Genomic DNA, 19,739 nt, shown 5'->3' with positions numbered 1-19,739 from the left:
CCGCGACGATGCAGCAAACGCCGTTGAAACTACTGATGGTCGAAGACAGCTCGATGGACGCCGAGCTTACCCTGATGCGCCTGGAGCGCAGCGGGCTGCATGTGCAGTCGCAGCTGGTATTCGACCATGCGGGTGTCGAACATGCCCTGCGCCAGGCCCGCTACGACCTGATCTTGTGTGACTGCGTGCTACCAGGCTCGTCCGGCACAGAAGTGCTGGCCATCGCCCAACGCCTGGCACCCGACATCCCGTTCATATTCCTGTCCGGCATTTATGGCGAAGAGCACGCGGTGGAAATGATCCGCCTGGGCGCGACCGACTATGTGCTGAAGAAGAACCTGCCACTGCTGCCCAAAGCCGTGCGCCGCGCCCTGAGCGAAGTACAGGAACGCCAGCGCCGTCGCCGCGCCGAAGAGGCCCTGGCGGACGTCGAAGCACGTGCTCGCATTGCCATCGACGCCGCCGGCATGGGCACTTGGGACCTGCGCCCGCAAGAGGGCCTGTTGCTGTGGGATGACCGCTGCAAGACCTTGTTCGGCCTGCCCACCAGCACCGAAATGAGCCTTGAAGTGTTCTACGCCGGCATCTACCCCGACGACCTGCCACTGGTGCGCGAGGCGGTGGAACATGCCATGCGCCCGGAAAGTGACGGTCATTACCGCGTGGAGTTTCGGATCGCGCAACCCAATGGCCTGGAGCCTCGCTGGTTGCTGAGCAGCGGCCAAAGCCAGTTCGTCGATGATCAGTGCGTTCGCTTCTCCGGCGTACTGCAGGACATCCACGCGCAACGCCAGGCCACCCAGGCGCTGCGTCAGCTGAACGAGATGCTTGGCGAGCGGGTCGAACGCCGTACCCGCGAACGCGATCGTGCCTGGGAGCTGTCACAAGATTTGCTGGCCGTGCTGAACAAAGACCTGACCCCGGTCGCACTGAACCCCGCCTGGGAAGCCAGCCTGGGCTTCTCGCGCGAACGCCTGAGCCAGTCCTCCTTGCTGCACCTGCTGCCTGAGCACGACCAGGAACAGTTACTCACCGAATTGGCCGCCCTCGCCCACGGCCGCACCAGCGCACGCTTTGTCGGCCGCATCCTGCATGCCGGCGGCCAACAGCGCTGGCTGTCGTGGGTGGTGGTGCCGGAGGACACCCTGCTGTACGTGGTGGCACGCGACATCACCAGCGAGCGCGAAGCCGCCCTGGGCCTGGCAGACGCCAACGCCCGGCTGCGCGAACAGATCAACGAGCGCGAGCGCATCGAGGCCGCGCTGCAGCAGATGCAGCGGCTGGAAGCAGTTGGGCAACTGACGGCTGGCGTGGCGCATGACTTCAATAACCTGCTGACGGTGATACTCACCGGTGCCAGCTTTCTGGAGCGCGATCTGGCCAAGGCCGACCTGGACAAGGCCCGCACTCGCCTCACCCATATCCGCGAAGCGGGCGAGCGTGGCGCCAAGCTGACCTCGCAGTTGCTGGCCTTCTCCCGCCGCCAGCGTCTGGAGCCGGTGCCGCTGAACCTCAACCGTACCCTGGCCGGCCTGGAGGAGCTGCTGCGCCGCACGCTGGGTGGCAACGTCTCGGTGCGCCTGGACCTTGACCTGGCCCTGTGGCAGGCACTGACCGACCCCACCCAGACCGAGATGATCATCCTCAACCTGGCGATCAATGCCCGCGATGCCATGCCCGACGGCGGCCAGCTGACCCTGACAACGCGCAACACCCATATCGACCAGCGCCCGCAACGCCCGGAAGACCCGGACCCGGGCGAGTACGTGATGCTGAGCATCCGCGATACGGGTTGCGGCATGAGCGAAGAGGTGCTGGCCAAGGTATTCGAGCCTTTCTTTACCACCAAGGACATCGGCAAAGGTTCGGGCCTGGGCCTGGCCCAGGTGTTCGGCTTCGCCAAGCAGTCCGGTGGCGGTGTGCGCATCGACACCACACTCGGTCGCGGTACCGAAGTGGCGGTATACCTGCCGGCGGTAAAAGAGGAGATGGTGAACGAACCCGTGCCAGCAGTGCTCAGTCAGTCGATCAGCGAAAGCGGCCATAACCGCACGGTGCTGCTGGTGGACGACGACCACCTGGTGCGCGACATGCTAGGCGATGTGTTACGCCAATACGGCTACCAGGTGCGCCAGGCGCACAGCGGCGAGCAGGCATTGGCCTTGCTGGATGACGACATTGACCTGCTGCTGACTGATTTCGCCATGCCCGAGTTCAATGGTGCACAACTGGCGCTGGCTGCCCGCGAACGGTACCCCCGCCTGCCGGTGGTGTTTCTTACCGGTTATGCGGAGTTGCAGGGGCTGGAACTGCCGGGCAGCCTGGTGATCCAGAAGCCGGTGCAGGCTGATGAACTGGCCAGGGCGCTGAACGAAATGCTGGGGATTTCCGGGTAACCCGGTACGGCACGACCCGCGCTCAGGAGGCGCGGAGGCGCGCAAAATCGCAAAAACGCGAAAACCCAGTGCTCATCTTTCCTGGCACCGGGTTGAATACGTTTGAATCTTGAAAAATGGCAGGGGCGGCTGGATTCGAACCAACGCATGGCAGGATCAAAACCTGCTGCCTTACCGCTTGGCGACGCCCCTGTATCGGATGCAGCATTTGCTGCTCTGACAATTCCAACTGAGTGACAACTGGGTTGTTGTCTTGGAATGCGCGGCACTTTAACAACAAACTTTCGGTCTGTGAACCCCCCTGATAAAAAAAATTGCCAAAAAACAGCGAGTTAGTCATTTCGGTGTTGGTGCAGCGACCGTCCGTCGGTTTCAGCCCGCCTCGCTTCAACACAATCGCATTCCGCACTTCCAATCAGATAAGCCCATTGCATTGACCAAGGAGGACCCCATGCCTGTCTCTCACGACCTCTACCAGGACCTGCACTACCCGCGCGAAATCGTCCAGCAGCGCCGCCAGCAGGACAAGGCGCTGGATCGCCTGCTGGACGAGTACGTGGACATCGACAACCAGGTGCTGGCTGCCGAATCGATATCGGCCGGTAACTTCGTCGATGAAGACCTGCGCCACCTCAAGGAGCGTCGCCTGGCGGTGAAGTACATGATCGAGCGCCAGCTGGAGCGAAAGGCATAGCCCGCACAGGCACAAGAGGCGGCCAGACCTATCGCAAGAAGTGATGATTGCCCGGCACTTTCTCTATTAGTCAAAATGGCCGCTCTCGGGCAAGCTGCAGGCTGCCCCGCCATCGCCCAAGGAGCGTTGCTTTTGTCTGCCTGGATCCCTACCCCGCTGCGCCAGCTTGGCCAACGCTTGCGCGGCACCGCCAATCAACAGAGCGAGCTGCTCGGCTGGTTCGAGGACAAGGCGCACAGCCGCGGTTATCAGCTGAGTGACGGTCAGCGGCGGGTAATCCACTGCATGGCCGAACAACTGACGCAGCTTGAACAAGGTCAACCGCGCAGTCTGTACCTGTACGGCTCGGTCGGCCGGGGTAAAAGCTGGCTGCTCGATGGCTTTTTCCAGGCCGTGCCGATAGCCGCCAAGCTGCGCCTGCATTTTCATGATTTCTTTGCACGCCTGCACCAGGGCATGCACCGCCACCGGGCGCTGGACGACGCGCTGGGCGCAACGCTGGACGAGCTGGTGGGTGGTTGCCGGGTGCTGTGCTTCGACGAATTCCACGTGCATGACATAGGCGATGCCATGCTGCTCACCCGGCTGTTCAACGCCTTGTTCGCCCGTGGCGTGTACCTGCTGGTGACCTCTAACTACGCGCCCGAAGGGCTGTTGCCCAACCCGCTGTATCACGAGCGTTTTCTGCCGGTCATTCGCCTGATCAACAGCTCGATGCACGTGCTCGAAGTCGGTGGCGACACGGATTTTCGCAGCTTGCCGGCCAACCGCGAGCATCAGCGTTTTACCCAGGGCCATTATGTCTGGCCGGGTGATGCGGCGCAGCGCCAGGCGCTGAACGTGCCGAACGAACAACCGGTGATACTGGACGTGAACAAGCGCCCGCTGCGGGCGCTGGCCATCGATGGCCGGCGGGTGGTGCTTGGCTTTGACGATCTGTGCGAGAAGGCCACCGCGGTCATCGACTACCTGGTGCTGGCCAGGGAGTATGACGAGTGGGTGATCGATGGGCTGGATGACCTCTCGGCGTGTTCGCTGGCGGCTCAGCAGCGTTTCGTCAATCTGGTGGATGTGCTGTATGACCAGGATCGGCGGGTGATTGTCATAGGTAAACGTCCGCTGGAAGAGAGCCTGGGCGGCCCGCTGGCCGACCTGATGCGTACCCGCAGCCGGTTGGGGCAACTGCACCAGATTGCCCCCTGAGCCTGCAATGCCTGAAACGGCCCTTTCGCGGGTGAACCCGCTCCTACGACGACCTGGACTGCGCCCAATCACCAATGTGTGTCCACGGCCTCTGCCGAACCACCGTTGCGCGTCCCGCCCGCGAAAGGGCCATCGTGGTCAAACCATCAACCCGCCCTGGGCAAATCCGCCAGCACCGCTTCGATCTCTCCCAGCACTGCAGGGTCATCCAGGGTCGAAGGCGGCACATAATCCTGCCCATCGGCAATCTTGCGCAGCACCGCCCGCAGAATCTTGCCGGAACGGGTCTTGGGCAGGCGCTTCACCAGCCGTACCCGATTGAAACAGGCCAGCGGGCCAATTTCCTCGCGCACGCTGCCCACCAGCTCCACCAGCAACTGCGCCTCGGCAATGCTCTCGCCATCCTTGAGTACCACCAGCGCCAGCGGTACCTGGCCCTTGATTTCGTCATGCACGCCGATCACAGCACACTCCGCTACCGCCGGGTGCCGGGCGACCAGGTCTTCCATTTCGCCGGTGGACAACCGATGACCGGAAACGTTGATCACATCATCGGTGCGCCCCATGATGTAGACGAAGCCATCATCGTCCAGATAGCCGCCGTCACCCGTGTGGTAGTACCCCGGATACGTGCGCAGATAGGCCTGCAGGTAGCGCTCGTGATCCCCCCACAGCGTCTGACTGCAACCGGGTGGCAATGGCAGGGCAATCACGATCGAACCCTGATGGTTGGCCCCGAGCAAGTGGCCTTCGTCATCCAGTACACGAACGTTGTAACCCGGCACCGCGCGGTTGCTCGACCCTGGCTTCGCCGCGCTGCCCTCCAGCCCGACGCAAGGCGCGGTGACCGGCCAGCCGGTCTCGGTCTGCCACCAGTGGTCGTGCACCGGCTTGCCACTCACCCGTTCCAGCCATTCATGGGTGCTGGAATCCAGCTTTTCCCCCGCCAGGAACAGTTGCCGCAGCGAGCTGAGGTCATGTTTGCGAATCAGGTCGCCCTCCGGGTCTTCCTTGCGGATGGCGCGCATGGCCGTAGGTGCACAGAACAGCGCGTTGACCCGGTACTGCTCCACCACCCGCCAATAGGCCGAAGCATCCGGGGTGCGGATTGGCTTGCCTTCGTAGAACACCGTGGTACAGCCGCTCATCAACGGCCCGTAGACGATCAGTGAATGACCGACCACCCAACCGACGTCGGAAATGCCCCACCACACATCGCCGGCCTGCATGCCATAGATATGGCGCATGGCGTAACACAGCGCCACGGCATTGCCGCCGTTTTCCCGGACGATACCCTTGGGCTTACCGGTGGTGCCTGAGGTATACATGATGTACAGCGGGTCGCCGGCATCAAGCTCGACGGGCGCCACCGGCTCGGCGTCGGCCAAGGCCGCCTGCCAGTCCAGGTCGCGGCCTGGCAGCAGTTCAGCGTGCGCCTGTGGCCGCTGCAGCACCAGCACATTGCGCGGCTGGTGCCGGGCCAGTTGCAGGGCACGGTCAACCAGCGGTTTGTATGCAATGACCCGGTCGAACTCCAGCCCGCACGATGCCGTCAGCAACAAGGTGGGCCGGGCGTCATCGATGCGCAGGGCCAACTCGTTGGCGGCAAAGCCACCGAACACGACCGAATGCACCGCGCCGATCCGCGCGCAGGCCAGCATCGCCATGGCCGCTTGCGGCACCATGGGCATGTAGATGATCACGCCATCGCCCTTGTTCACCCCCAGCTGGCGCAGCAAACCGGCCAGGCGTGCCACCTCGTCGCGCAACTGGTTGTAGGTGTAGGTCTGCTGCACGCCGGTCACTGGCGAATCGTAGATCAGCGCCAACTGCTCGCCCCGGCCCTGCTCGATCTGGTGATCGAGGGCCAGGTAACAGCTGTTCAGGCGGCCATCCGCGAACCAGCGGTGAGTACCGTCGGCGTTAGCTTGCAGGGTCAGGGCAGGCTTGCGGTGCCAGGCCAGGTGTGCGGCCTGTTCCGCCCAGAAAGCGGCAGGGTCGGAAATGGAATGGGCGTAGCTGTGCTGGTAGCTCATGTCGTTAGAAACCCGGTACTTGTTGTTATTGAAGGGCGAAACTTGAGTATGGACCGCTATACCCACGCCGCCATGGGACTAAAGTCACAACCGACCTGCAAATTTGCAGACAACGCAATTACGCCCCATAACGGTGCAAAGCCTCTAGAATAGGCCTCCCCTTCAACCACCGAGCAGCCCATGGACATCGAGCAGGCCCGTACCTTCCTGGAAATTGTGCGTTGCGGCAGCCTGGTCGCCGCGGCCGAACGCCTGTTCGTGTCACAAACCGCGATCACCGCGCGCGTGCAGCGCCTGGAACAGCAACTGGGTTGCCAGCTGTTCGTGCGTAGCCGCAGCGGCGCCAGCCTGACCAGCGATGGCGAAGCGTTCGTCAGTTATGCCAACCAGTTGGTGCAAACCTGGGAAGCCGCGCGCCGCGACCTGCCGTTGCCTGAAGGTTGCCAGCAGGTGCTGCATGTGGGCGGCGAGGTGAGCCTGGGCAACCCGATGATGCTCGACTGGGTAAGTGCCCTGCACCGTGAACTGCCCAGCCATGCCATCCGCAGCGAAGTCAGCGATGGAGAGTCGCTGCTGCGCAAGGTCGAGATGGGCTTGCTGGACGCCGCGCTGGTCTACCAGCCGACCTACGGTCCAGGCCTGCAGGTGGAGCAGTTGATGGAAGAGAAGCTGATTCGCGTGCGCCGGGTCGAGCGGCCCGAGCCGTACATCTACATCGACTGGGGCGAGGCCTTCCGCCGCCAGCATGATGCGGCCCTGCCCGACTGCGCGCGCCCGGCGCTAAGCTTCAACCTTGGCCCGTTGGCCCTGCAGTTCATACTCGACCAAGGTGGCAGTGGCTACTTCCGCACGCGGGTGGTGCAGGCCTATCTGGACAGCGGCGTGTTCGAGCGGGTACCGCAGGCACCGGAGTTCACCTACCCGACCTTTCTGGTGTACCCGCGTAAACGTGACAGCGAAGCCCTGCAACAGGCCTTCGCGATCCTGCGTCGGCTGGTAGCTGCCGGCGCCAGCGACTGGTCACAACGCTGGGACCCGGTTATCTGAAGCCTCGGTCTTGCTGAGCAACTGACGCTTGAGGCCGGCGATCAGGTCGGTCTGGGTGATCACCCCCACCAGCTTGTCGCCATCAAGCACCGGCAAGCAGTGCAGGCCTTGTTCGCACAACAAGGGCAGCAGGCGTTCCAACGGGTGCTGGCTGCTGACACTGACAACCCGCCTGCTCATCACTTGTGCCATGCGCACCGCCTGGCGGCCGAACAGACCGCGCCAGCTGAAACGCCCACGCTGCATCGCCGGGCCAACCAGGTCGCTGAGGCTGACGATGCCTACAAGCTTGCCGTGCTGCAGGACAGGCAGGGTTTTCAGGTGATGGCTGGCGAGCATTTTCCAGGCCTGCTCCAGTGTGGTATCAGGCGTGGCGAACTGCACATCGCGGGACATCACCGAGGCCGCGGTGATACCGCCAAGGCTGCGCTGCAGGGCGTGCTGCTCGGTGGCGCGGATGATGCGCTCCAGCTCGTCACGGGTGACGTCGACGAACTCGCCCAGCTCTTCCAGGGCCTGGTCCAGGTCTTCACTGCGGATGCCGACCCGCTCGCCGGGCAGTGGGTCATGGGTGTGGTGCAGGTCTTTGCGTGGCACCGCGCCTTTCGGGTAGCGCACCCCCGTCAAACGGTTGTAGGCGATTGCCACTGTCACCAGGATCAACGCATTGAGCAGCACCGGCTCCAGCAGGTGATCGCCCAGGGCGGTCAACCCCGGGTCGGCCAGCACCGCGCTCACTGCCACACCGCCACCCGGCGGGTGCAGGCAGCGCAACAGGCACATGACCAGGATCGAGATGCCGAGCGCCGCAGCAGCCACCCACAGCTCGGGGCCGAAGCCTTCGCGCATGGCCAGCCCCACTGCACCCGCCAGGGCGTAGCTGCCCAACACCGGCCAAGGTTGGGCCAAGGGGCCGGAATGCACCGCAAACACCAGTACCGCCGAAGCAGCCAGCGGGCCGAGCAAGTGCAGGGCGATGCTGGGGCCATAGGCCAGGCTGGTCAGCCAGCCCGCGAGGAACAGGCCAAGCAGCGCACCGATACCGGCACGCAACCATTCTTTTGGGGGGATGTTGAGAGGGGCCGGCAACAGCCGCTGCAGACGACTTTCGGAACGCGAGGCAGACATTTGGGCAATCGGGATCTTTGGTTTTTCTGTTTAAAAAGAAAGCCCAGCCGAGTTGGCCTGGGCCTCGTATTGCGCATGCAATACCACAAGGGGCTCCGTCCGTGGAGAGATGGAAACCGCAGAGTTTCGTGGGGGGATTTTGCCGGGAGGGGGGAATTTGGGCTAATTCAAAAAACTGCGGCTGTACTGCAATTTTTTTGCAGTACTGATAGGGCCAAAGGGTATTGCGTACACCTGTGGGAGCGGCCTTGTGTCGCGATGGGCCGCACAGCGGCCCCGGCATCAACGAGCCTTGCGCGGCAGGTCGATACTCACCCGCAACCCGCCCAGCGGGCTCTCCAGCAAGGCCAGTCGCCCACCCCATGCGTCGACGATATCGCGCACGATGCCCAACCCCAGCCCATGCCCAGCCACCTGCTCGTCCAGCCGTGAACCTCGCTCCAGCACCTGCTGCCGCTGGTCTTGCGCAATACCCGGGCCATCGTCATCGACCCACAGCCGGTAGCCCTCGGCGTTCGACGCGATACCCACGCGCACCTCGCTGTCAGCCCACTTGCAGGCGTTGTCCAGCAGATTACCCAACAGTTCCAGCACGTCCTCGCGGTCCCATGGCAACAACAGCCCGGGTGACACGTCACTTGCCAGCAGCAGGCCCTCGCCATGAATCATGCCCAAGGTCCCGAGCAACCCCGGCAGTTCGGCATCACAATCGAACTGCGCGCCCGGCAGCGCATCCCCTGCCAGGCGCGCACGGTTCAGCTCGCGCGCCAGGCGTTCCTGAATCTGCTGCAACTGCTCGCGCATTTGCGCGCGCACCTCCGGCAGACCCTGCAGGCGTTCACTGGAAGCCAGGCTCAGCAGCACCGCCAGCGGCGTCTTCAGCGCATGGCCGAGGTTACCGAGGGCATTGCGTGAACGGCGCAGGCTGTCTTCGGTATGGCTAAGCAAGTGGTTGATCTGCCCCACCAGCGGTACCAACTCGCTGGGCACCTCGGCATCCAGCTGCGAGCGCTGCCCCTGCTGCAGTTGGGCGATCTGCTGGCGCGCCCGCTCCAGCGGCCGCAGCGAGCGGGTAACCGTGATGCGCTGCAGCACCAGAATCAGGATCAGCGCCACCAGGCCCATGCCCAGGCCGATCTGCTGCAAGCGTCGGAAACCTTCGCGCACCGGCGAATAGTCCTGAGCCACACTGATCGAAATGTCCTGGCCCAGGCGCCGGTAGTCGGCACGCAGGGCCAGCAGTTGCTGGCCTTCCGGGCCGAGTTCATGGCTATCGGAAAGCCCGGGCGCTGCGGGCTTGGGCATGTCCAGGTCCCACAGCGAACGAGACCTCCAGGTACCTTGGTCGAAATCGATGCGGAAGTAGTAACCGGAAAACGGCCGCTGATAGGCAGCCGAGATGCGCCGCTCATCCAGCTGTAGGCCCGAAGGCCCGCGCACCAATGCCACCAGAAGGTTCTCGCTTTCGTTGCGCAGGCCGTTTTCCAGATAACGTTGCAGACCGGCCTCGAACAGCCACAAGGTCAGTTGCGCCAGCACCACGCCGACCACCACCAGTACCGCCACCAGGCCCAGGCTCAGGCGCGCCTGGATCGACTTCACTCGCCGCTCCCGGCATAGATGTAGCCTTGCCCGCGACGGGTTTCGATCACACTGCGGCCCAGCTTGCGGCGCAAATGGTTGACGTGGACCTCCAGCACGTTCGAGTCGCGCTCGGTTTCACCGTCGTAGAGGTGCTCGGCCAGGTGGCTTTTGGACAGGATCTGCTGCGGGTGCAGCATGAAGTAGCGCAGCAGGCGGAACTCGGCGGCGGTCAGTTGCACATCCACCCCGTCGCGGCTCACGCACTGACGGCTTTCGTCAAGGTGCAGGCCGGCCGCTTCCAGCTTCGGCTGATTGGCCAGGCCCCGGGCGCGGCGCAGCAACGCCTGGATGCGCAGTTGCAGCTCTTCGGGGTGGAAGGGTTTGCTCAGGTAATCGTCAGCCCCGGCCTTCAGCCCTTCGATGCGCTCGGCCCAGGAGCCGCGGGCGGTGAGGATCAATACCGGTGTGGCCAGGCCAGCGGCACGCCACTGGGCCAGCACGTCCAGGCCGGGCAAGCCAGGCAGGCCGAGGTCCAGGATGATCAGGTCGTAAGGCTCGCTTTGCCCCTGGTAAACCGCGTCACGGCCATCAGCCAGCCAGTCCACGGCATAGCCCTGGCGCTGCAGGCCGGCGGTCAGTTCATCGGCCAACGGTACGTTGTCCTCGACAAGCAACAGGCGCATTCAGTCATCTTCCTCGTCTTTGAGCAGGGCGCCGGTGCTGGCATCGAGCTTGATCTCGCGCACCACACCTTCAGTCGTCAGCAACTCGACTTCATATTCATAGCGATCATCGTCTTCTTCCAGCTCGGCTTCCAGCAGACGCGCCCCGGGGTGACGCCCCAGGGCGGTCTCGAGCAGCTGTTCGAGCGGCAGGATGATGCCCTTCTGACGGAGCTTCAGGGCTTCATCCTGGTCCAGGTCGCGGGCAACAGCCAGGGAGCAGACGGCAAGCAGCGAGAGCGCCAGGTAACGTGCCGTCCGGGATACATGGATCATCAGCTGTCTCGTTCGTCCTTGAGCACCTCACCGGTCTTGGCATCCATGTCGACGTCCCATTCGACGTTCTGCGTATCACGCAGCTCGACCTTGTAGATGTAGCGGCCGTACTCGTCTTCAAGTTCCGAGTCAGTGACGGTGGCGCCTGGGTGCTTGGCCACGGCAGCGGCCTTGAGCTCGTCCAGCGACTTGATGGTCTTGGCGTTGACCAGTTTGACCACTTCGTCAGGCTGAACGTCCTTGGCGAAGGCGGCATTGGCGCCCAGGGCGAGGGCAGCGGCGGTGATCAGGGCAGTCATGGTTTTCATCGTTCTTCTCTCCTGAGAACTGTGCAAGTTGTCTACGGGGTTAAGATTAACCAGCGGTCCTTAATTCAACCTGAAAACAGCTGGCGGCATGATAGCGCAGTTACGCCGCCAACCCGACTCGACGCCGTGCAAGGTGCGGCCTTGCGCTGCGAAAGGGCCAATACAGGCACCTACAGGTGTGTTATCTGTAATGGCCCCCTCGCAGCACAAGGCTGCTCCTATGCCCAAGAGACCCGCCATGAGCGCCATCCACATCAAATACCCCGCCCTCACCTTCAAGGCCGGCCAGCGTGCCTTGCGACACATCCGCGAGCGTGGCCTGCTGGCGGCCGATGTCGGGGTATTGCCGGGCGCGGCGGGTGGGCCGAAGCCGCTGGGCATCCAGGGCCTGGACCTGGCGCTGTTCGGCGAGTGGCTACCCTCGGCACCCCGTCAGCGTGCCCTGATCGGCGCATCGATCGGTGCCTGGCGCTTCGCCAGCGCCTGCCTCGACGACCCGGTCGCCGGCATCCGTCGCCTGGGCGAGCTATACACCGAGCAGGATTTCGCCAAGGGCGTCACCCCGGCCGAAATCAGCCGCAGTTGCCAACGCATGCTCGATGACCTGCTGGAGGGCCGCGACGGCCAGCTGCTGGCCAACCCGCACTACCGCCTGAACATCCTGGTGGTGAAAAGCCATGGCCAGCTCGCTCACGACCATCGCGGCCGCCTGGGGCTGGGCCTGGGCTCGGTGGTTGCCAGTAACCTTTTGGGCCGTTCGCGCCTGGCCCGTCACTTCGAGCGCATCATTCTGCACGATGGGCGCGCCGCGCCTCCGCTCGACACGCTGACCGACTTCCCCTCACGCTACCTGCCGCTGGACTTGACCAACCTGCGCCACGCCCTGCTCGCTTCCGGGTCGATACCGATGGTCATGCAGGGCGTGAAAGACATCCCCGGCGCCGGCGCCGGCACCTACCGCGACGGCGGCCTGCTCGACTATCACCTCGACCTGCCCTATCGCGGCGACGACCTGGTGCTGTACCCGCACTTCACCGACAAGGTGGTACCCGGCTGGTTCGACAAGGCCCTGCCCTGGCGCAAGGGCGATGCCACCCGCCTGCAAAACGTGCTGCTGATGACGCCTTCGCCGCAATACCTGGCCGCCCTGCCCTACGGCAAGCTGCCCGACCGCAACGACTTCAAGCGCTTCATGGGCGATGCGCCAGGGCGCAAGCGCTATTGGTACAAGGCCATTGCCGAAAGCCAGCGTCTGGGGGATGAACTGCTGGAACTGACCGCCACCGGGCGGCTGCATGAACGCCTGCAAGCCTTGTAGCGGCCATGCTGGTAGACTGCGCGCATTATTGATTCACACAGAGTTATGACAGCGTGGAAATTTTCAAGGAATTCACATTCGAATCGGCCCACCGCCTGCCCCACGTCCCTGAAGGGCACAAATGCGGCCGTTTGCATGGCCACTCGTTCAAGGTCGGACTGCACCTGACCGGCCCGCTCGACCCGCACACGGGCTGGATCCGCGACTTCGCCGAGGTCAAGGCGATCTTCAAGCCGATCTATGATCAGCTGGACCACAACTACCTGAACGACATCCCCGGGCTGGAAAACCCCACCAGCGAAGTGATCGCCAAGTGGATCTGGGACCAGGTCAAGCCGCTGATGCCGGAGCTGTCCAAGGTTCGCATCCACGAAACCTGCACCAGCGGTTGCGAATACACCGGCGACTGATTCGCCCGGCTCACTGGCCCTGCGCGCTGCCCATGGCATCGCGCAGGAAGCTGGGGGCGATGTAGCGCTGGTAGTGCGCCTCTGAAAGCAGGAAGAACTCGCGATCGATCGCATCGCGCAATTGGGGCAGTTCCCAGTCACGGAACTCCGGCAGCAACACCATGCCATAGGCCTCCAGGTCACGGATCATCCGCGCCCCGCGGGCAATCAGCTGGTAAGCCCAGCAATACGCCGACTGCTGCTCGACAAAGCGGATGGAGCGCTGCTCCAGTTGCTGGCGCAGCAGGCCTTTGTCGAACACCTCAAGCTTGGCCATCATCACCTGCACCAGCAGCTGCTCAAGGCGCAACCACACGGCGCGCTTCTGCGTGTCGTCGTAGCCGTTCCAGTTGATCACTTCGTGGTGAAAACGCTTGCAGCCACGGCACACCGTGTCTCCGTACACCGTGGAGCACAGGCCGACGCAAGGGGTTTTGATGGACTTGTTGGACATGAAAAACAACAGCTTGGCGATGGAACACAGGCACATGTTAGCCCTTTGTCTAACCAGGGTCACTCGTTAAAGTCATGAACACCGCCTTACCTTCAGGCTTTTTTTACCGTAGAATCACCCGGCCTTTTCAAAGGCAACAATGTCCGTTGGAAGCTGTTTTCAAAGCGTCACGAGCACAGTTGATCCGGTAGAACGGCGTTGGCCCGGGCCATGCATCCCTCGCATGCCCGCGCCAGCCCTCATCAGTCCCCGTTCTGCAGGCGTAAAACTTTGAAAGCAGCTTCTGTAAGGATTCCTTGCGACCCTGGTTGGGCGGCCCACAAAGCCGCGGCAGCGCATGGGTGCATTGAATGCTGGATAAGCGTCCCGGACCCCCCTTTAGGGACCACTGATGAGGGAAATAACTGTGCTTGAAGCCTACCGCAAACACATCGAAGAGCGCGCCGCCCTGGGTATCGTTCCCCAGCCGCTGAACGCCGAACAAACTGCAGGCCTGGTCGAGCTGCTGAAAAACCCGCCGGCCGGCGAAGAAGCCTTCCTCGTAGACCTGATCACCAACCGCGTACCGCCAGGGGTCGACGAAGCTGCCTACGTCAAGGCCGCTTTCCTCTCCGCCGTCGCCAAGGGCGAAGCCAAGTCGCCACTGATCGACCGCAAGCACGCCACCGAACTGCTGGGCACCATGCAGGGCGGCTACAACATCGAAACGCTGGTCGCACTGCTGGATGACGCCGAACTGGGCGCCGTCGCGGCCGAACAGCTCAAGCACACCCTGCTGATGTTCGATGCCTTCCACGACGTGGCCGAAAAAGCCAAGGCCGGCAACACGCACGCCAAGGCCGTCCTGGAATCCTGGGCTGCCGGCGAGTGGTTCACCTCGCGCCCGGCCATCGCCGACAAGTACACCCTGACCGTGTTCAAGGTGCCTGGCGAAACCAACACCGACGACCTGTCGCCTGCCCCGGACGCCTGGTCGCGCCCTGACATTCCGCTGCACGCCCTGGCCATGCTGAAAATGGCCCGCGACGGCATCGAGCCGCAGCAGCCTGGTTCGGTCGGCCCGCTGGCCCAGATCGAAGCCGTCAAGGCCAAGGGCTTCCCGGTGGCCTATGTCGGCGACGTTGTCGGTACCGGCTCCTCGCGTAAATCCGCTACCAACTCGGTACTGTGGTTCTTCGGCGACGACATCCCTTACGTGCCGAACAAGCGCGCCGGTGGCTTCTGCTTCGGCACCAAGATCGCCCCGATCTTCTACAACACCATGGAAGACGCCGGCGCCCTGCCGATCGAATTCGACTGCACCAACCTGGGCATGGGCGACGTCATCGACGTTTACCCATACAAAGGTGAAGTACGCCGTCACGACAGCGACGAACTGGTCACCACCTTCGAGCTGAAAACCGAAGTGCTGCTGGATGAAGTCCGCGCTGGCGGCCGTATCCCGCTGATCGTCGGCCGTGGCCTGACCGAAAAAGCCCGTGCCGAGCTGGGCCTGGGTGCTTCCGACCTGTTCAAGAAACCAGAGCAGCCTGCCGATTCCGGCAAGGGCTTCACCCTGGCGCAGAAAATGGTCGGCCGTGCCTGTGGCCTGCCAGAAGGCCAGGGCGTGCGCCCAGGCGCCTACTGCGAGCCAAAAATGACCACCGTCGGCTCCCAGGACACCACTGGCCCGATGACGCGCGACGAACTGAAAGACCTGGCATGCCTGGGCTTCTCTGCTGACCTTGTCATGCAGTCGTTCTGCCACACCGCGGCCTATCCGAAGCCGATCGACGTCACCACCCACCACACCCTGCCAGACTTCATCCGCACCCGTGGCGGCGTGTCGCTGCGCCCGGGCGACGGCATCATCCACAGCTGGCTGAACCGCATGCTGATGCCTGACACCGTAGGTACCGGTGGCGACTCGCACACCCGCTTCCCGATCGGCATCTCGTTCCCAGCCGGTTCCGGCCTGGTGGCCTTCGCTGCCGCCACCGGCGTCATGCCGCTGGACATGCCAGAATCGATCCTGGTGCGCTTCAAGGGCAAACTGCAGCCAGGCATCACCCTGCGTGACCTGGTTCATGCCATCCCTTACTACGCCATCCAGAAGGGCCTGCTGACCGTCGAGAAGAAAGGCAAGAAAAACGCCTTCTCCGGCCGCATCCTGGAAATCGAAGGCCTGGACGACCTGACCGTCGAGCAAGCCTTCGAGCTGTCCGATGCCTCGGCCGAGCGTTCCGCTGCCGGTTGCACCATCAAGCTGCCGGAAAAGGCCATCGCCGAGTACCTGCAGTCCAACATCACCCTGCTGCGCTGGATGATCGGCGAAGGCTACGGCGATGCCCGCACCCTGGAGCGCCGCGCCCAGGCCATGGAAGCCTGGCTGGCCAAGCCTGAGCTGCTGTCGGCCGACGCCGATGCCGAATACGCCGAAATCATCGAAATCGACCTGGCCGACGTCAAGGAGCCTGTGCTCTGCGCGCCGAACGACCCGGACGATGCCCGCCTGCTGTCCTCGGTACAAGGCGAGAAGATCGACGAAGTGTTCATCGGTTCGTGCATGACCAACATTGGTCACTTCCGCGCTGCCGGCAAGCTGCTGGAGAAGGTCAAGGGTGGCATTCCGACCCGTCTGTGGCTGGCTCCGCCAACCAAGATGGACGCTCACCAGCTGACCGAAGAAGGCTACTACGGCATCTACGGCAAGGCCGGTGCACGCATGGAAATGCCAGGCTGCTCGCTGTGCATGGGCAACCAGGCACGTGTGCAGACCGGTTCGACCGTGGTCTCCACCTCGACCCGTAACTTCCCGAACCGTCTGGGCGACGCGACCAACGTGTACCTGGCATCGGCCGAGCTGGCCGCTGTCGCTTCGATCATCGGCAAACTGCCGACCGTCGAAGAGTACATGCAGTACGCGAAAGACATCGACAGCATGGCTGCCGACGTTTACCGCTACCTGAGCTTCGACCAGATCGCCGAGTTCCGCGAAGCGGCAGCCAACGCCAAGATCCCGGTGGTCCAGGCGTAAGCTGAGTTACACGTTGTAAACAAAGCCCCGGCAGCGATGCCGGGGCTTTGTTGTTTTGGCCTGTGCCGGCCGCTTCGCGGCTAAAGCCGCTCTTACAGGGCCCCCACGGTGTTCGAGACCTGCGCATGCCCTTGTAGGAGCGGCTTTAGCCGCGAAGCGGCCGGCACAGGCCACCTCATATCACAAACAAGTCCACGAACCTGTGCACAGCCGTGCCTTCCAGCTTCTGCTGGTCCTTGCACAGTTCGAAAACCTGCTGACACCGCTGCCGGGCAAAGCGGGTCGCCAGGTTGGCCCTGAACTTGGCCTCCAGCAACGGTATCCCCTCCCCGCGCCGCCGACGATGCCCGATCGGGTACTCCACCACCACCTGCTCGGTGCTGCTGCCATCCTTGAAGAACACCTGCAGCGCGTTGGCGATCGAACGCTTGTCCGGCTCCAGGTACTCGCGACTGAAGCGCGGGTCTTCCACCACCTCCATCTTCTCGCGCAGGCGGTCGATACTGGGGTGGTTGGCATGGAAGGCGTCCTCATAATGCTCGGCCACCAGATGACCAAAGATCAGTGGCACGGCCACCATGTACTGCAGGCAGTGGTCACGGTCGGCGGCATTGGCCAGTGGGCCGCTCTTGGAGATGATGCGGATCGCTGATTCCTGGGTGGTGATGACGATGCGGTCGACTTCATGCAGACGATTACGCACAAGTGGATGCAGGGTGACTGCTGCTTCACACGCGGTCTGCGCATGGAACTCGGCAGGGAAACTGACCTTGAACAGCACGTTCTCCATCACATAGCTGCCCAACGCCTGGGGCAGGCGCAGCTCGTACTGCCCGGCGGGCTTGAGCGCCAGGTCTTTGTTGGTATGGCTGAACGAAACATCGTAGAACCCCCACTGCGACGCCGTGAGCACGCCCGGCACGCCCATTTCCCCACGCAAGGCGATGTCGGCCAGGCGCACACCTCGGCTGGAGGCGTCACCCGCAGCCCAGGACTTGCGCGAACCGGCGTTGGGCGCATGGCGATAGGTGCGAAGGGCCTGGCCGTCGACGAAGGCGTGGGACAAGGCCGAGAGCATCTGCTCACGATTGGCCCCCATCAGCCTGGCGCACACGGCGGTCGAGGCGACCTTCACCAGAATCACGTGATCGAGGCCGACACGGTTGAAGGCGTTTTCCAGCGCCAGCACGCCCTGGATCTCATGCGCCATGACCATGGCCTCCAGCACATCACGCATCAGCAGTGGCTCTTCACCCGCGGCAACCCGTTTCTGTGACAGGTGGTCAGCCACTGCAAGGATGCCGCCAAGGTTGTCCGAGGGATGAGCCCATTCGGCGGCCAGCCAGGTGTCGTTGTAGTCCAGCCAGCGCACCGTGCAGCCAATGTCCCAGGCGGCCTTGACCGGGTCGAGGCGATAGGAGGTACCGGGGACGCGAGCACCATTCGGGACCAGCGTGCCTTCCACCTGGGGGCCAAGGAGCTTGGTGCACTCAGGGAAGCGCAAGGCGAGAAGGCCGCAACCGAGGGTGTCCATCAGGCAGTTGCGCGCGGTGTCCAGGGCCTCGCGGGATTCGACCCGGTAGCCGAGGGCGTAGTCGGCCAGGGTTTGTAGCACCCGGTCGTAATCCGGGCGGTCGTTGAGGTCTACGTTGGCGCTCATATCCAGCTCCCTTCAGAATTGCCGGGGCTGCTGTGCAGCCCTTCGCGGGCTTGCCCGCTCCCACAGGTTGACCACGGCATTCAGAACCTGTGGTTACCCTGTGGGAGCGGGCAAGCCCGCGAAGGGCCGCTTGGCGGCCCCAACGAACTAAAGCCGAGCGCCAGTGGTGCGTTAGAAGCTGTCGCCAGGCACGCGAACCCAGCCCTCCATCAGCACGCGAGCACTACGGCTCATGATTGCCTTGGTTACCGTCCACTCACCATTCACCTGGCGTGCCTCGGCCCCGACCCGCAGGGTGCCCGAAGGATGACCGAAACGCACAGCGCTGCGCTCGCCTCCGCCAGCGGCGAGGTTGACCAGCGTGCCCGGAATGGCCGCCGCAGTGCCAATTGCCACCGCAGCCGTACCCATCATGGCATGGTGCAGCTTGCCCATCGACAAGGCCCGCACCAGCAGGTCGATCTCACCGGCCTGCACCGCCTTGCCACTGGAGGCAGTGTAGGTGCTCGGCGGCGCGACGAACGCCACTTTCGGCGTGTGCTGACGCCCGGCAGCCTGGTCGACGTTGTCGATAAGCCCCATGCGCACGGCGCCATAGGCGCGAATGGTCTCGAAGCGCAGCAGCGCCTGCGGATCGCCGTTGATGGCGTCCTGCAGTTCGGTACCGGTGTAGCCGATATCGGCAGCATTGACAAAAATGGTCGGGATACCGGCATTGATCAAGGTCGCCTTGAACGTACCGACCCCCGGCACTTCCAGGTCATCGACCAGATTGCCAGTGGGGAACATGGCACCGCCACCGCCGTCTTCATCGGCTGCAGGGTCAAGAAACTCCAGCTGCACCTCGGCCGCCGGGAAGGTGACTCCGTCCAGCTCAAAGTCGCCGGTTTCCTGCACTTCACCTTCAGTGATCGGAACGTGGGCGATGATGGTCTTGCCGATATTCGCCTGCCAGATACGCACGGTGGCGATACCGTTGCGCGGAATACGCGCCGGGTCGACCAGGCCACTGCTGATGGCAAACGAACCGACCGCAGCGGACAGGTTGCCGCAGTTGCCGCTCCAGTCGACGAAGGCCTTGTCGATGCTGACCTGGCCGAACAGGTAGTCGACATCGTGCTCGGGCTTGATGCTTTGCGACAGGATGACGGTCTTGCTGGTGCTCGACGTGGCGCCGCCCATGCCGTCGATCTGCTTGCCGTAAGGGTCGGGGCTGCCGATTACCCGCAGCAGCAGCGCATCGCGAGCGGGACCTGGAATTTGCGCCTGCTCGGGCAGGTCCTGCAGGCGGAAGAACACGCCTTTGCTGGTGCCGCCGCGGATGTAGGTGGCGGGGATTTTGATCTGGGGTACATGTGCCATTTTCTTGGGCATCCTGATAGTCCGGTGAAATACCCTGGGGCTGCCTTGCAGCCCTTTCGCGACACAAGGCCGCTCCCACAGGTACT

General features: G+C 63.4%; 16 protein-coding genes and 1 tRNA gene. 7 read left to right on the top strand and 10 right to left on the bottom strand.

Annotated elements, in window-relative coordinates; genetic code table 11:
* The first annotated feature begins 8 nt into the window (after positions 1 to 8).
* Positions 9 to 2,396, top strand: a complete 2,388-nt coding sequence (locus V7787_RS14365) for a hybrid sensor histidine kinase/response regulator (protein WP_064493412.1) — start codon at positions 9 to 11, stop codon at positions 2,394 to 2,396.
* A 117-nt stretch (positions 2,397 to 2,513) separates the two neighbouring features.
* Here V7787_RS14365 and V7787_RS14360 read toward each other — a convergent pair.
* Positions 2,514 to 2,588, bottom strand: a tRNA-Gln gene (locus V7787_RS14360).
* A gap of 259 nt (positions 2,589 to 2,847) precedes the next feature.
* Between V7787_RS14360 and V7787_RS14355 the strand changes: the two genes are divergently transcribed.
* Together V7787_RS14355 and zapE are read left to right on the top strand one after the other, a co-directional pair.
* Positions 2,848 to 3,090, top strand: coding sequence for a hypothetical protein (locus tag V7787_RS14355; protein ID WP_020193386.1), 243 nt, complete (start codon positions 2,848 to 2,850; stop codon positions 3,088 to 3,090).
* A gap of 132 nt (positions 3,091 to 3,222) precedes the next feature.
* Entirely contained in the window at positions 3,223 to 4,293 is a 1,071-nt protein-coding gene (zapE, locus tag V7787_RS14350; RefSeq protein WP_049587571.1) for a cell division protein ZapE, read from the top strand.
* A 146-nt stretch (positions 4,294 to 4,439) separates the two neighbouring features.
* Here the strand turns inward: zapE and V7787_RS14345 are convergent, their stop codons facing one another.
* A complete protein-coding gene (locus V7787_RS14345; RefSeq protein ID WP_336088550.1) occupies positions 4,440 to 6,329 on the bottom strand; it encodes a propionyl-CoA synthetase in 1,890 nt (629 codons plus the stop codon).
* Between the two features lie 180 nt (positions 6,330 to 6,509).
* Here V7787_RS14345 and V7787_RS14340 point away from each other — a divergent pair, with 180 nt between their 5' ends.
* Complete coding sequence (locus tag V7787_RS14340) at positions 6,510 to 7,376, top strand: LysR family transcriptional regulator (protein ID WP_010953310.1); 867 nt, start codon at positions 6,510 to 6,512, stop codon at positions 7,374 to 7,376.
* Here V7787_RS14340 and V7787_RS14335 read toward each other — a convergent pair.
* From V7787_RS14335 to V7787_RS14315, 5 genes are all read right to left on the bottom strand, one after another.
* Positions 7,350 to 8,504 (bottom strand): HPP family protein, encoded by a 1,155-nt coding sequence (locus V7787_RS14335; protein ID WP_336088549.1) that lies wholly within the window; start codon positions 8,502 to 8,504, stop codon positions 7,350 to 7,352. The two genes, V7787_RS14340 and V7787_RS14335, sit on opposite strands and share 27 nt — an antisense overlap.
* 282 nt (positions 8,505 to 8,786) lie before the next feature.
* Positions 8,787 to 10,106, bottom strand: coding sequence for an ATP-binding protein (locus tag V7787_RS14330; RefSeq protein ID WP_129932131.1), 1,320 nt, complete (start codon positions 10,104 to 10,106; stop codon positions 8,787 to 8,789).
* Complete coding sequence (locus V7787_RS14325) at positions 10,103 to 10,771, bottom strand: response regulator transcription factor (RefSeq protein WP_010953307.1); 669 nt, start codon at positions 10,769 to 10,771, stop codon at positions 10,103 to 10,105. Before V7787_RS14325 ends, V7787_RS14330 begins: the two co-directional genes overlap by 4 nt.
* The gene (locus V7787_RS14320; RefSeq protein WP_003250344.1) at positions 10,772 to 11,086 is read right to left on the bottom strand and encodes a PepSY domain-containing protein; all 315 of its coding nucleotides are present in this window, start codon (positions 11,084 to 11,086) and stop codon (positions 10,772 to 10,774) included.
* Positions 11,086 to 11,394 (bottom strand): PepSY domain-containing protein, encoded by a 309-nt coding sequence (locus V7787_RS14315; RefSeq protein ID WP_010953306.1) that lies wholly within the window; start codon positions 11,392 to 11,394, stop codon positions 11,086 to 11,088. The genes V7787_RS14320 and V7787_RS14315 overlap by 1 nt, the downstream gene beginning before the upstream one ends.
* A gap of 238 nt (positions 11,395 to 11,632) precedes the next feature.
* Here V7787_RS14315 and V7787_RS14310 point away from each other — a divergent pair, with 238 nt between their 5' ends.
* A complete protein-coding gene (locus V7787_RS14310) occupies positions 11,633 to 12,712 on the top strand; it encodes a patatin-like phospholipase family protein (protein WP_064493417.1) in 1,080 nt (359 codons plus the stop codon).
* Between the two features lie 53 nt (positions 12,713 to 12,765).
* Positions 12,766 to 13,122, top strand: coding sequence for a 6-carboxytetrahydropterin synthase QueD (gene queD / locus V7787_RS14305; RefSeq protein WP_003250327.1), 357 nt, complete (start codon positions 12,766 to 12,768; stop codon positions 13,120 to 13,122).
* Between the two features lie 10 nt (positions 13,123 to 13,132).
* Here the strand turns inward: queD and V7787_RS14300 are convergent, their stop codons facing one another.
* Complete coding sequence (locus V7787_RS14300) at positions 13,133 to 13,615, bottom strand: DUF1289 domain-containing protein (protein ID WP_162490568.1); 483 nt, start codon at positions 13,613 to 13,615, stop codon at positions 13,133 to 13,135.
* A 406-nt stretch (positions 13,616 to 14,021) separates the two neighbouring features.
* Here V7787_RS14300 and acnB point away from each other — a divergent pair, with 406 nt between their 5' ends.
* Positions 14,022 to 16,631 carry a bifunctional aconitate hydratase 2/2-methylisocitrate dehydratase gene (gene acnB / locus V7787_RS14295; RefSeq protein WP_064493418.1) on the top strand — a complete coding sequence of 870 codons (2,610 nt, stop codon included), beginning with the start codon at positions 14,022 to 14,024 and terminating at the stop codon, positions 16,629 to 16,631.
* Positions 16,632 to 16,806: 175 nt separating this feature from the next.
* On the opposite strand, the gene prpD is transcribed toward acnB, so the two are convergent.
* Positions 16,807 to 18,291, bottom strand: a complete 1,485-nt coding sequence (gene prpD, locus V7787_RS14290) for a 2-methylcitrate dehydratase (protein ID WP_104887348.1) — start codon at positions 18,289 to 18,291, stop codon at positions 16,807 to 16,809.
* Between the two features lie 171 nt (positions 18,292 to 18,462).
* Entirely contained in the window at positions 18,463 to 19,653 is a 1,191-nt protein-coding gene (gene prpF / locus V7787_RS14285; protein WP_017147771.1) for a 2-methylaconitate cis-trans isomerase PrpF, read from the bottom strand.
* Between the last annotated feature and the right edge of the window lie 86 nt (positions 19,654 to 19,739).

Source organism: Pseudomonas sp. CGJS7 (genome assembly GCF_036961695.1).
This window is presented reverse-complemented; position numbering and strand designations above follow the sequence as displayed.

Coding starts and splice junctions, on each gene's coding strand:
- V7787_RS14310 (WP_064493417.1), top strand. CDS start 11,633: ATGAGCGCCATCCACATCAAATACCCCGCCCTCACCTTCAAGGCCGGC.
- V7787_RS14340 (WP_010953310.1), top strand. CDS start 6,510: ATGGACATCGAGCAGGCCCGTACCTTCCTGGAAATTGTGCGTTGCGGC.
- V7787_RS14345 (WP_336088550.1), bottom strand. CDS start 6,329: ATGAGCTACCAGCACAGCTACGCCCATTCCATTTCCGACCCTGCCGCT.
- V7787_RS14320 (WP_003250344.1), bottom strand. CDS start 11,086: ATGATCCATGTATCCCGGACGGCACGTTACCTGGCGCTCTCGCTGCTT.
- prpD (WP_104887348.1), bottom strand. CDS start 18,291: ATGAGCGCCAACGTAGACCTCAACGACCGCCCGGATTACGACCGGGTG.
- V7787_RS14300 (WP_162490568.1), bottom strand. CDS start 13,615: ATGTCCAACAAGTCCATCAAAACCCCTTGCGTCGGCCTGTGCTCCACG.
- V7787_RS14325 (WP_010953307.1), bottom strand. CDS start 10,771: ATGCGCCTGTTGCTTGTCGAGGACAACGTACCGTTGGCCGATGAACTG.
- V7787_RS14365 (WP_064493412.1), top strand. CDS start 9: ATGCAGCAAACGCCGTTGAAACTACTGATGGTCGAAGACAGCTCGATG.
- prpF (WP_017147771.1), bottom strand. CDS start 19,653: ATGGCACATGTACCCCAGATCAAAATCCCCGCCACCTACATCCGCGGC.
- V7787_RS14315 (WP_010953306.1), bottom strand. CDS start 11,394: ATGAAAACCATGACTGCCCTGATCACCGCCGCTGCCCTCGCCCTGGGC.
- V7787_RS14335 (WP_336088549.1), bottom strand. CDS start 8,504: ATGTCTGCCTCGCGTTCCGAAAGTCGTCTGCAGCGGCTGTTGCCGGCC.
- V7787_RS14355 (WP_020193386.1), top strand. CDS start 2,848: ATGCCTGTCTCTCACGACCTCTACCAGGACCTGCACTACCCGCGCGAA.